At 68.9% G+C, this 10,494-nt stretch carries 14 protein-coding genes; 3 read left to right on the plus strand and 11 right to left on the minus strand.

What is annotated here, in order from left to right; translation table 11 throughout:
• Positions 1-115: 115 nt before the first annotated feature.
• The 7 genes from ACIA76_RS43155 to ACIA76_RS43185 form a co-directional block, all read right to left on the minus strand.
• Positions 116-661 (minus strand): GGDEF domain-containing protein, encoded by a 546-nt coding sequence (locus ACIA76_RS43155; RefSeq protein ID WP_361429883.1) that lies wholly within the window; start codon positions 659-661, stop codon positions 116-118.
• A gap of 5 nt (positions 662-666) precedes the next feature.
• A complete protein-coding gene (locus ACIA76_RS43160) occupies positions 667-990 on the minus strand; it encodes a SpdD-like protein (RefSeq protein WP_361429881.1) in 324 nt (107 codons plus the stop codon).
• A gap of 11 nt (positions 991-1,001) precedes the next feature.
• Positions 1,002-1,160, minus strand: coding sequence for a hypothetical protein (locus ACIA76_RS43165; protein ID WP_361429879.1), 159 nt, complete (start codon positions 1,158-1,160; stop codon positions 1,002-1,004).
• A gap of 20 nt (positions 1,161-1,180) precedes the next feature.
• Positions 1,181-1,372: a mobile element transfer protein gene (locus tag ACIA76_RS43170; protein ID WP_361429877.1), complete on the minus strand. Its 192-nt coding sequence runs from the start codon at positions 1,370-1,372 to the stop codon at positions 1,181-1,183.
• Positions 1,373-1,385: 13 nt separating this feature from the next.
• Positions 1,386-2,051 carry a DUF2637 domain-containing protein gene (locus tag ACIA76_RS43175; RefSeq protein WP_361429875.1) on the minus strand — a complete coding sequence of 222 codons (666 nt, stop codon included), beginning with the start codon at positions 2,049-2,051 and terminating at the stop codon, positions 1,386-1,388.
• An 84-nt stretch (positions 2,052-2,135) separates the two neighbouring features.
• Positions 2,136-3,497: an FtsK/SpoIIIE domain-containing protein gene (locus ACIA76_RS43180; protein WP_397161324.1), complete on the minus strand. Its 1,362-nt coding sequence runs from the start codon at positions 3,495-3,497 to the stop codon at positions 2,136-2,138.
• A 2-nt stretch (positions 3,498-3,499) separates the two neighbouring features.
• Positions 3,500-3,829: a hypothetical protein gene (locus tag ACIA76_RS43185; protein WP_361429897.1), complete on the minus strand. Its 330-nt coding sequence runs from the start codon at positions 3,827-3,829 to the stop codon at positions 3,500-3,502.
• 164 nt (positions 3,830-3,993) lie between these two features.
• On the opposite strand from ACIA76_RS43185, the gene ACIA76_RS43190 reads away from it, so the two are divergent.
• The 3 genes from ACIA76_RS43190 (at position 3,994) to ACIA76_RS43200 (ending at position 6,787) form a co-directional block, all read left to right on the plus strand.
• Positions 3,994-4,830, plus strand: coding sequence for a sigma-70 family RNA polymerase sigma factor (locus ACIA76_RS43190; protein ID WP_361429895.1), 837 nt, complete (start codon positions 3,994-3,996; stop codon positions 4,828-4,830).
• A 1-nt stretch (position 4,831) separates the two neighbouring features.
• Complete coding sequence (locus ACIA76_RS43195; protein ID WP_361429893.1) at positions 4,832-5,644, plus strand: protein phosphatase 2C domain-containing protein; 813 nt, start codon at positions 4,832-4,834, stop codon at positions 5,642-5,644.
• Between the two features lie 687 nt (positions 5,645-6,331).
• A complete protein-coding gene (locus ACIA76_RS43200) occupies positions 6,332-6,787 on the plus strand; it encodes a DUF4145 domain-containing protein (protein ID WP_361429891.1) in 456 nt (151 codons plus the stop codon).
• Between the two features lie 705 nt (positions 6,788-7,492).
• Here the strand turns inward: ACIA76_RS43200 and ACIA76_RS43205 are convergent.
• Genes ACIA76_RS43205 through ACIA76_RS43220 form a run of 4 tightly spaced genes read right to left on the minus strand, consistent with a single transcriptional unit; the run spans position 7,493 to position 10,423 of the window.
• Complete coding sequence (locus tag ACIA76_RS43205) at positions 7,493-8,644, minus strand: site-specific integrase (protein ID WP_361429889.1); 1,152 nt, start codon at positions 8,642-8,644, stop codon at positions 7,493-7,495.
• Positions 8,644-8,832: a helix-turn-helix domain-containing protein gene (locus ACIA76_RS43210; protein ID WP_361429887.1), complete on the minus strand. Its 189-nt coding sequence runs from the start codon at positions 8,830-8,832 to the stop codon at positions 8,644-8,646. Before ACIA76_RS43210 ends, ACIA76_RS43205 begins: the two co-directional genes overlap by 1 nt.
• Complete coding sequence (gene repSA / locus ACIA76_RS43215) at positions 8,829-10,235, minus strand: replication initiator protein RepSA (protein ID WP_361429885.1); 1,407 nt, start codon at positions 10,233-10,235, stop codon at positions 8,829-8,831. The genes ACIA76_RS43210 and repSA overlap by 4 nt, the downstream gene beginning before the upstream one ends.
• Before the next feature lie 5 nt (positions 10,236-10,240).
• Positions 10,241-10,423, minus strand: a complete 183-nt coding sequence (locus ACIA76_RS43220) for a hypothetical protein (RefSeq protein WP_397161328.1) — start codon at positions 10,421-10,423, stop codon at positions 10,241-10,243.
• Positions 10,424-10,494: the final 71 nt, after the last annotated feature.

The raw sequence follows: 10,494 nt of genomic DNA on the forward strand, positions 1-10,494 counted from the left end.
CGGGGTCGAGGGCTGGGGCATCATGGGTTTTCCCTTTCGGGTCCGTTGGATCGGGGAAGGGTTAAGGCGCCCGGGGCGGCGGAAGTTTGGCGACCGAGGCCGCTCCGGGGGCCGCTCAGTGTGTGTTGCGCCTGCCGTGGCCCTTGGCCGCGTACATCGCCGCGTCAGCCATGGACAGGGCGTCGGTGAGGGTCGGGACCGGCAGCTGCTCGGAGGCGCAGTGGCCGACCGAGGCAGAGACCCGCAGCACGTGCCCGTCGTGGGTGACCGGGGTGTCCAATGCGGACCAGAGGTCGGACAGGTTGGCGGCGCCGAGGTTGGTGATGACGGCCGCGAACTCGTCTCCCCCGAGGCGTGCGGCAATGCCGTCGCGTCCGCACCAGTTGCTCAGCCTCTGTGCGGTGGCGGTGAGGACCGCGTCTCCGGCCGCGTGGCCGTGGGTGTCGTTGATGGCCTTGAAGTCGTCCAGGTCGACCAGGAGCACGAGCGCACCCGGGTGCCTGGCGATGAGACGTTCGGCGCGGGCGGTCCATCCGGCGCGGGTGTGCAGGCCGGTCAGAGGGTCGCGGCGGGCGGTGGCAAGGCGGCGCCAGAGCAGTCCGCCGTGCAGGGCCCACCCGAGGGCCGGTAAGCCCGCGGCTGCGATCGTGTACGTGTCCATGAGGGTCACCGGCCCTTCTGCATGTCGCGGACGAGTAGCCGCAGGACGACCGCGATCAGGGCGACGGAGACGCCGGTGATGGCGACCGCCAGGAGCAGCGAGACCAGGACGGTGCCGACGACCAGGACCACCGCGCCACCGCCGGCGGCGAGGGCGATCGCGCTGCCGGGGGTGAGCTGGACCGTGGAGCCGGGTGCGACCGGTACCGGGGCGGGGGTGTGGTCGTGGTTGCAGGCCATCCGCTGGGCGTCGGTCGTGGCAGTGGGCTGGAGGAGCGGGGTGACTGTGCCGGTCGGGAGCGGGTTGACCGGGACGCGCGGTCGGAGCATGACGCTTCTCCCTACTGGTAGATGGTGTTGTCGATGAGCGGGGCGACGAGACTGTCGGCGAGGAGGTAGCCGCCGAGGAGGATTACGACGACGAGCCACCAGGGCGGGCGGATGAGCTTGATGCCGAGGTAGCCGACGACGATCAGGGCGAGCCAGAGCGGGACGTCCATGACGCGGGTCTCCTTGACGGTTAGCGGGGCTGGCAGCGGTGGGTGCGGGCGGCGAGCTGGGCGGCGGACTGGTTGGAGTAGTCGGCCGACCAGCCGCAGTCATCTGCGGTGCAGGCGGCTACGTGTTTGGTCCGTCCGTGGCGGTCGCGGTGGGTGCCGATCTGCACGGGTCCGATCCGCATCACGGAGTGGAAGCGGTCGTGAGCGGGCATGAGGTCACCTCCTTCAGGCGAGTTGGGCGGCGATGGCGGCGGCCATCACGGGCGGGACCCCGAGTCGGGCGCGCAGGGTGTCGGCGTCGATCGGCGAGCCGGTACGGCTCTGGTGGTCGTCGGCGACCCTCCGGGCGTGGGCGACCAGCGCCGGCGGAACAGCCACAGCGGGTGGGGCGGCGATGGGCTCGGGTGCCGGGTCGGGCTTGACGGTGGGCAGCACGGGCGGTGATTCCGGCTCAGGCTCCGCGGGGATCTTCCGCTCGACGACCGTGTTCCCGGCGGGCGCCTCAGGTGTGACCGTCGGCGTCGGGGTGTGGACCAGGAGGGTGCCGCCGAGGAACGCAAGCGCCGGCCATCCGGCGACCAGGATGCGCAGCCAGTCCGGGACATGGCCGAGGTCGAGGAGTCCGGCGGTGGCGACGTTCGCGCCGAGTGAGGCGGTCAGGGCGACGGTGAACCAGGTCCAGGCCGAGCGAGCAGAGGCGCCGGCGGCCCGCAAGGTGCGAAGGCGACGCCACGCGGCGACCAACAGAAGGTCGACGGAGACGGGGTAAGCCCACGCCTTCCAGCCGGTCTGTCCGGCTGCTGCGGCCAGGTCGTGCAGGTGGGCGAAGGACAGGGCACCGGCGATCACGGCCTGTACGAGGACGGCGTCCGGTCGCAGCGTGGGGCGCATCGCGGGTCCTCCTTCCGGTTTCGGGCATGGGTGGGGTAGGGACGTGGCGTGAGGCGGTCGCGCCAACCGATGCATGGGGGTGTGTCAGGCGAGCGCGGGAGCCGTATCGGCTGCCGTGGCGGGCACCTTGACCAGGCTCGGCAGGACGGGCCGGAAGGCGTCCAGCGCCGGGATCTCCGGGGTTCGGTGGGCCTGGGCGTTCGCGATGTTCACGGCCCGCCGGAGCGTGAGGTGCGGCGTGCGGATGCGGACCCAGCCGCCGGAGGAGTCACCGGCCACCGCGGTGCCGGGGCGGTCGGTACGGATCTGGATCGTGGCGAGGACGGCGTCCGGGGAGACGTCGCCGAAGGCCATGTTCGCCGAGGTCTCGTCGTTGACGCGGTGTGCAGTACGGCCGGTGAGCTGGGCGCGGAGCATGGTGATGCCCTTGCCGAGTTCGGAGCCGAAGCGCTGCCCGCAGATCTCCAGATAGATGCCGGCCGCGCGGCCGAGCTGGGCGAGGCGGACCAGGGCGGTGATGATCCGGTCCCGGCGCTTCTCTTCGTCCTTCGACGCGAACAGGGCGAGTTCGGCCACCTCGTCGACTACGAGGACGATCGGGGTGGGGCGCAGGTGGTCGGGCAGGTCCCAGATGTCGGCGGTGATCTCGGCGTCCGGGACGTCGGCGCTGAGCCGCTGTTCGCGGCGGATGAGTTGGTAGACGTCCGCCATGTGCTCGACGAGCGCATCCAGTAGCTCGGCGGCGGTGTCGGGGTTGTCGGCGAGAGCGGTGAACCGGCGTGCGAGTGGAGCGAGTTCGACGCCCTGCTTGCAGTCGATGCCGACCAGGGCGACATCCTGCGTGGCGAGGCCGGCGACGAGGTTGCGCTGGTAGACGGACTTGCCGGACTGGGTGGCGCCGACGTTCAGCGCGTGCGGGCTCTGGCGGTAGTCGCGGTAGAAGACCTCTCCGTCCTCCCGCATGGCGACCGGAACCCGCATCACACCAGCACCGGTCAGGGCGGGCATCTGAACGCGCTTGAGGACGTCGTAGCCGGTCATCCGCAGTTCGACCACGCCGGAGCGGATCTCGCGGGCGGTGACGTTCTGCATGACGAATGAGTGCCTCAGCCGGTCCGAGGCGGCGGAGAAGTCGAACGCGTCCTGCCCGGGCCGCAGCTTCACCCGCAGCACCAGACCGGTGCGCGTCGGACGGAGCCGGAGGATCCGGGGTGCCCGGGGCTCTGGGACCGGCCGGTTGGTCATCCGGGCGACCGAGAGGCGGAAGCGGGACGGCGGGACGGTCAGCCCGCACGCGTCCATGACCGAGGAGTACCGGACCAGGAGCCGCACGACGGCGGTCGCGATGCCGAAGGTCATCCAGTACCAGGCCGGACGCTGCCACCGCAGCAGCAGCGCAACCGTGGCGACCAGCGCCAGCGTGCCGGTTAAGGCGGTCGCGTTCATGGTCAGGAACCGACCGTGAGAGCGACCGCGCGGAACGAGATGCCGTGCCGGGCCTGACCGTTGAAGTTGTTCTCCCAGTCCCGCGCCTTCAGCCCGATCACCGACACCGGCATGCCGGGCGCCAGACCGTCGGGGAGCCCGGTCTCCGGAACGGTCACCTGGTAGAGGTTGCCCTCCCCCTCGTCGGAGATCAGCAGGCCCACCGTGGACAGACCAGCACCGGTCTCCCGGTCCATGGCGCGCTCACCGGTCTGCTTGCTGACGAGCTTCGGGGCGGGGGCCGTGGCCACGAACACCACGGCGGTCGAAAGGTCGATCTTGAAGGACGGCATGTCCACTCTCCCGGTAAGGGGGCTTAACAGCCCGAGCGTCGAGACCCACTCCGTTAAGGGGGGGGTTACCACCCAAGATGCATGCGACTGGTGCGACGTGTCAACCCCCCTTAGCATGTTGGGTATGAAGACAGTCCCCCGTCCGGTTCCGCGAGGTGCTCGCCGTGATTGATGAAGTGCGGCGCGTTGCCGCTATGCAAGATCACGCGCTCCGCGTGAAGGCCGCCGTGGACCTGATGGGGGAGCTCCAGGCCGCCGTTGTCGAGACCTCGCGCATGCGCAAGGAGAGCATTGCTTGGCTTCGTGATCACGGGCACTCGATGGCGGACGTAGCGAAGCTGATGGGCGTCAGCCGGGCACGCGTGGCCCAGCTCCGTGACGCCGGCCCGCCGCCGGAGCGAGTGTTTCTCGGCACCGGTCCCGTCCAGGTACTTGTCCCCATGCGGCCGGGCGAGCGGGAGTATGTGGCGCTCGAGGACAGCTCCACGGGCCAGAAGCTGGTGGCGTTGGCTCATCAGCTTCAGCTCGAAGGAGACCTGGGGTACATCTCGACGTCGGGCGAGATCGACCTGAACCGCGAAGACCTCATCGTTGTCTGCGGCCCCAAGACATCCCTAGTGACCGCGGCCGCCCTCCAGGCCGACCCCCGCCTCTCGTTCGAGACGCTGCCGGATGGCCGGTGGGCCCTGATCGAGATGGACAGCGGCAAGACGTACTCCTCGCCGAGCGATGACCCTGACAGCCCCACCCCTTCGGATGTGGCGTACTTGGGCAGGCTCCCGAGGCCCGACGGGCAGGGGACCTTCCTGCTGATCGCTGGTGTGCACGCGGTCGGCTCACTGGGAGTCGCGCACTTCCTCACGGAGCACCTGGCAGACCTCTACCAGCAGGCCGGAACGGCCGAGTTCTCGATGGTCATCGGTTGTGACTACGAGCAGGGAACCAAGGCGATCACAGACAGCCGCGCGATCAGTGAGTTGCTTCTGCACGAGGTGAGCTGACGTGGATGTCGCCCTGTCCAGCACCCCCCGGCCTGGGGGGCCCAACGAGGACTTCGCCATCGGCAGCGCCGAGTGCGTCGTGGTGCTGGACGGTGCCGGGATGCCAAAAGGACTGTCCACCGGATGCATCCACGGCGTGGCTTGGTTCGTCCAGAGGCTGGGCAACTCGCTGCACAGGGAGGCCACCGAAAGCCGACGGGACTTGACTCACTGCCTCGCTACCGCCATTGAGCGGACAGCGGATCTGCACCGGGGGACCTGCGATGCGGACAGTCCGTTTTCCCCGTCAGCCATGGTCGCCGTACTTCGAGTCCAGGACGAGCAGGCAGAATGGCTAGTGCTGGGAGACGGCTCTCTCGTCCTCGACGAAGGGCAAAAGCCCTTGGTCGTCACTGATCAGCGACTGAAAGCGGTGGCAAGCGAGAAGCGAGCCGCATTGCGCGCGGCCACGCCGGGGTCGCAGGAGGAACGGGCAACGCACACGTCGTTGGTCGAGGAAGAACGGGCACTGCGTAACCGGCCGGGTGGCTTTTGGGTGGCTGCTGCGGAGCCCGAAGCTGCGGCCGAGGCTCTGACGGGCGCCATGCCGCTCGCACACCTGAGACGGGCGGCGCTTCTCACTGACGGCTCAGCCCGGTTCGTCGACACCTTCGCTTTTGGCGACTGGGCAGACTGCCTCGACGTCCTGGAACAGCACGGCCCAGCTTCTCTCATCCGCCGAGTCCGCCACGCCGAACTGAGCGACCCAGACCGTGAGCGATGGCCCCGCTCCAAAGGGCACGACGATGCAACGGTGATCTTCGCTCGCTTCTAGGGCGAGCTGTTACAGGTTTCTCTACCTCATCAAGCACCCGGCTGCGCTGCCGCTCCGCCGGGCGGGCTTCCCGGCTCCGCTCGGGGCGTCGCTCCTGCCTTCGGCCCGCTCCGCCCCCGCTGCGCCGACGCCCGCCCCTGCAAGACGGGATAGGCCCAAAGGCATGAGTCGAGCCCCAACGGCCCCGCGGTTCCATCTGTCACCGACATGCCTCCGGCGGGGGCCTCAGGCTCCGGGATGGCGGGGGCGCCCTACGCGGGTGCCGGCCGGTGGGGTGTGGCGGTGGGGAACTCCCAACCCGTCTGCCGTCGACCCAGGACAAGCCGAGCAGACACGGCACCGGGCGTCCAGGTCGTTCGTACAGTGGCGCGCTCCACCTGGACGCCCGGCACCGCGCCCGCTCCACGTATGTGTGGGTCGACGGCAGACGGGATGGGAGTTGAGGTAAGTGGTGTGCTGGCGTCGCCTGTTGGCTACGCTCGCGTCATGGCATGGCATGAAAAGCACTCTTTTCGCGACTGTCCTTGGTGTGGCCTTACCAATACGCGCCTGCTCACGAGGAGCCACAGCATCGGGCTTTTGAACCGAAACGGCCACTCCAGGTTCTGGGCGGTGCTTGGGTGTCCCAGCTGCGGAGGGGCCATGCTTATCGAGCACAGTGGCCCTAGCACCCAAGAGGCTCTGGCTATGGAAGTGGTTCCGAAGGGGCCGGACGCCGAGGCCGTGATCAATCACCTGCCCGAGGATGTCGAGCGCTACTACTCGGATGCCATCCGAGTACTGGGTGTAGGTGTACCTGACGCGGCTGCAGTGCAGCTGCGGAGAACGCTGGAGGCTGCCGCCGCTCACTTTTCCATTAAGGAAAAAGTCCTCATGAGGAGCATCGAGAAGCTCATCTCTGACGGCCATGTCACGCAGAGCTTTGGGCCGGTGTTGCATCACATTCGAGCCATCGGGAATGTTGGGGCTCATGCAAGCGACGAGCGAGTCGATCACGAGATGGCACAGCGGGCACTGCGCTTCACAACTCAGCTACTGCGCAACCTCTTCGAAGTACCTGGAGAGCTGGAGGCGCTGAACGCCAAGCCGATCGAGCGGCCGATTGAGCCGCTCCCTCCGGCTCCTGGCGGTGCGCCAGCCTGACTCACGTGCCACAACCGTGCCAGTTCGGGCGGGGAATCACGGGGAACGAAGGGCATTTGACGGCTCATGGGCCGGGTACTAGCGCTGCGTACATCGGAGCAGGTCAGGAGACATATACCCCCTCCCTCTCTTGTAAAGAGGTCGTTGGCCTCTCCGCTTGCGGCCAGCAACGGTCGACCGGCGGCCGCTTAGCCATGTGCCCCACTGTGCTCCCGTGTGCGCCTTCCTAGCTCGCACTGCTGGAGAGACGCTGCCAGGGTCCGTGCGGACTCTCGGGAGGGAGAGGGCGTGACCCAGCCGAAGTGTGGGGCTCCGAAGAAGAGCGGGGGCCGGTGCACGAGGCCGGCTGTCGTGGGCAGCGGTCAGTGCTACCAACATCAGGGAGAGTGGACAGCCCGAGCACAGGCGGACCGAAAGAAGAAGGAAGCCGAAGCGAAGAAGAAGGAGCTTCGGAAGAAGAAGCGATCCTGGTGGTGACCGGCGGCTGACATCAACGGCTGACATCAACGGCGGCGGATGCGGAAGGTCGGAGACGGTCGGTAGTGGCAGCACAGCCTTCGGCTGTTGGATGCGGACGGCCAGGCCGGTCGAACTCCTAAAGCGGGTGTCGCAGGTTCGAATCCTGCCGGGGGCACAAGGGAAAAGGCCACCTACCGATCTTGGTAGGTGGCCTTTGACATCTACGTCTGACATCAACGGCGGCGGTCACTCACGACCGGGCCGCCTCTTGAGCAGCCGGTCCATGTGACTGATGGCCTCGCGCTGGGTGTCCTGGACGACGTGCGTGTAGACGTCCATGGTGATGCTGATCTGGCTGTGCCCGAGGATCTCCATCACGACGCGAGGAGCGACCCCGGCGGCGGTGAGCAGCGTGGCGCAGCCGTGCCGGGCGTCGTGCAGCCGGATGACGCGGAGGCCGGCGGAGGCGGCGACGCGGGTGAAGGAGCGGTACACGTTGCGGGGCTCGACGGGCCGACCGCTCGCCGTGGTGAAGACGTAGCCGCCGTCCTGCCACGTCTCCCCTGCCTTGGCCCGCTGATCGCTCTGCCGCATCCGATGCCAGCGGAGGGGTGCGATGCACATGGCGGGGAGCGGTACTGCACGCCGGCGACGCCCCTTGGGATCGTCGTCGTACAGGACGCCCCGGCGGCGCTGGGTCTGTTGCCGGACGTACAACACACGCTTGTCGAGGTCCACGTCCGTCCAGCGCAGGCCGACGAGTTCGCCCCGACGGAGGCCCATGGCGATGGCGAGAACGAAGGCCGAGTACAGCGGGTCCCGGCGAGCGGCGGCGAGGAAGTCGAGCGTCTCGTCCAGTGACCAGGGGCTGAGTTCCCGCGCCTTGGCCCGGGGCGGCTCGACGAGGGTGGCCACGTTTCGCGTGATGAGCTCCTCACGGCAGGCGGCGGTGAGAGCTGTACGCAGGACCCGGTGGGACTCCTTGGCCGTCGCGGCGGTGGTCTTGTTCTCCAGCTGCACGAGGAAGCGCCGGACGTCGGCGACGCCGAGAGACTCAAGTCGCTTGGTGCCAACCATCGGGATGAGGTACAGGCGGACGTGCGCCTCGTACTTGTCGTAAGTGCTGAGCTTGCGGCGCGGCTTGATGACGTTGTCGAGCCAGTAAGGCAGCCACTCGGAGAGCTTCGCGGACCGGGTGGGGACGGGGATGCCGTTGGCGGCCTTGTCGAGGAGCGCGCGGCGCTTGGTGTCGCACTCGGCCCAGGTCTGGCCGTACGCGAACTTCCTGGCCCTCGTGCCGTCAGGCTGGAGTACGTAGACGGCGGCTTGATAGCGGCCGTCCTTCCGCTGGGTGATGGTGCCGGCCCCGTTGGGGTTGCGCTTGCGCTGGGTCGCCATCAGACGGCCTCCTCGATCTGATTGACGATGAAGTCCCGGACGGCGTCGGCGGGGATGCGGCGAGACCGACCGATCGTGATCGAGGTCAGCCGTCGAGAGCGGATCAGGTCGTAGACCGTGGAGCGTCCGAGCTTGAGCCGTGCCATGACCTCGGTGACGGTCAGCAATTCCGCAGTGACGGTGCTCATCCCAGCTCCCCTTCCAGTTCGGCCAGTTCGGTTCGGATCTCGCGGGCGTGTTCGCGGTTGTGCTGGATGTCGCGGCGGATGTTGGCGGCGAGCCAGGACTCTCCCGGGGTGGCGCCGTGGCCGGCGTAGCTCCAGTGGGCGACGACGAGGATGGTGGCTTCGGGGTTGTCGTCGGGGTCCGGGAGGCCGAGGGCGGTGCGTTGTTGGGCGGCGCGGTAATCGGCGCGGACCTGGCGTAAGGCGCCGAGGGTGGTGGAGTAGCGGCGGGACTTGGTGGAGAAGTGCCCGCGGAAGCCGAGCATGTGAGCCCAGGCCCTCAGGCGCCGGTCCGGGTAGGCCGGGTCGAGGTCCATGCAGGCTTCCATGAGGCGCCGGGGGTGGTCCGGGACGTCGAGGAGGATCAGGGCTTCCTTGTTGCCCACTCGCTGGTCCACGGACCCGGTGGTCTCGGCGGCTTTGGTGGCGTACTTGGCGACGTAGGCGGCGACGGCCTGTTCGGTGAGGTCTTCGCCCTGGCCGAAGGCGCCGATGGGCTGGACGTCGAGCTGGCTCCCCCATGTCAGCTTCACGTCCTGGTCCACGCCGTACTCGGGGGCGGCGGGCACGACGACTTGGACGCGGGCGGCGGCGGCCCGGATGGCGTCGGTCAGGAGGTCGAGGGTGGCCCAGGCCGGGGGCGGGGTCTCTGGGCCGGCCGGTCCGTCGAAGCGGATCACTGCGTGAAAGTGCACGGCGCCGCGCTTCTGGTACTCGGCGACCTTGCCGAAGGAGACGCGGGACTGCTCGCGGGCAGCTGTCTGTGTGAGGCCGGCGCGGGCGGCGATTTCGCGGCGGAGGTAGATCGTGAAGTACCGCCATAGCTCGGAAGCGTGGTTGTTCCACAGCACCGCCGCGGCGTAGTCGTAGCTATCGGGGTTGAGTGGGGTGCCGAGTTCGGGCGCGTCCTCCTGGTGCTGCTTTCCGCAGCGGCACGGCCGGGTGCCGGGCCGGTTGTGGACCGGGCCGAAGGACGGGGCGGTCAGGGTGGCGAAGACGCGGGGGTGGTCGCGGATGGTGTCGGGGGTGCCCTTGTCGGGGTTGCCGATGAGTCCGGCGCGGATCAGGTGGTAGGTGTCGCCGGCGTAGGTCCAGGCGCAGGCGGGGCAGCGGGAGGCGCGGCGGTTGCCGCAGGCGACCCGCAGGACGCCGCCGGGTTCGGTGTCGGTGTTGTAGGCGTGGAGCACGGTCTTCGTGTTCGGGTCGAGGAGCTTGGTGCCGCCGGAGAGGCGGATGGGGGCGGAGCATCCTCCGGTGCGGCGGATCTGTTCGGTGAGGCGGTCGAAGCCGGGGGCCCCGGCCACCCGGAGCAGGTCGCTCAGGGTGGCCGGGTCCAGGCCCGCCGCAGTGAGGGCGGTGTCGGTCAAGGTGGTCACTTCCCGGCGCGGACGAGGACGGCGCGGGTGGTGCGGGTGCCGGTGCCCTTGCAGGCCGGGCAGGAGGCGGGAAGGGTGCGGCGCTGCCCGTCGGGGGTGCCGCTGCCGGTGGTGATGTGGACGATGGGGAAGCCGTCGCAGTGGGAGCAGACGCGCGGGGTCGAGGGCTGGGGCATCATGGGTTTTCCCTTTCGGGTCCGTTGGATCGGGGAAGGGTTAAGGCGCCCGGGGCGGCGGAAGTTTGGCGACC

Source organism: Nocardia sp. NPDC051570, assembly GCF_044454005.1.
Lineage (GTDB): Bacteria > Actinomycetota > Actinomycetes > Mycobacteriales > Mycobacteriaceae > Nocardia.

Coding starts and splice junctions, on each gene's coding strand:
- ACIA76_RS43205 (WP_361429889.1), bottom strand. CDS start 8,644: ATGGCGACCCAGCGCAAGCGCAACCCCAACGGGGCCGGCACCATCACC.
- ACIA76_RS43185 (WP_361429897.1), bottom strand. CDS start 3,829: ATGCCGTCCTTCAAGATCGACCTTTCGACCGCCGTGGTGTTCGTGGCC.
- ACIA76_RS43155 (WP_361429883.1), bottom strand. CDS start 661: ATGGACACGTACACGATCGCAGCCGCGGGCTTACCGGCCCTCGGGTGG.
- ACIA76_RS43210 (WP_361429887.1), bottom strand. CDS start 8,832: ATGAGCACCGTCACTGCGGAATTGCTGACCGTCACCGAGGTCATGGCA.
- ACIA76_RS43220 (WP_397161328.1), bottom strand. CDS start 10,423: ATGATGCCCCAGCCCTCGACCCCGCGCGTCTGCTCCCACTGCGACGGC.
- ACIA76_RS43160 (WP_361429881.1), bottom strand. CDS start 990: ATGCTCCGACCGCGCGTCCCGGTCAACCCGCTCCCGACCGGCACAGTC.
- ACIA76_RS43200 (WP_361429891.1), top strand. CDS start 6,332: ATGGAAGTGGTTCCGAAGGGGCCGGACGCCGAGGCCGTGATCAATCAC.
- ACIA76_RS43170 (WP_361429877.1), bottom strand. CDS start 1,372: ATGCCCGCTCACGACCGCTTCCACTCCGTGATGCGGATCGGACCCGTG.
- ACIA76_RS43180 (WP_397161324.1), bottom strand. CDS start 3,497: ATGAACGCGACCGCCTTAACCGGCACGCTGGCGCTGGTCGCCACGGTT.
- ACIA76_RS43175 (WP_361429875.1), bottom strand. CDS start 2,051: ATGCGCCCCACGCTGCGACCGGACGCCGTCCTCGTACAGGCCGTGATC.
- ACIA76_RS43165 (WP_361429879.1), bottom strand. CDS start 1,160: ATGGACGTCCCGCTCTGGCTCGCCCTGATCGTCGTCGGCTACCTCGGC.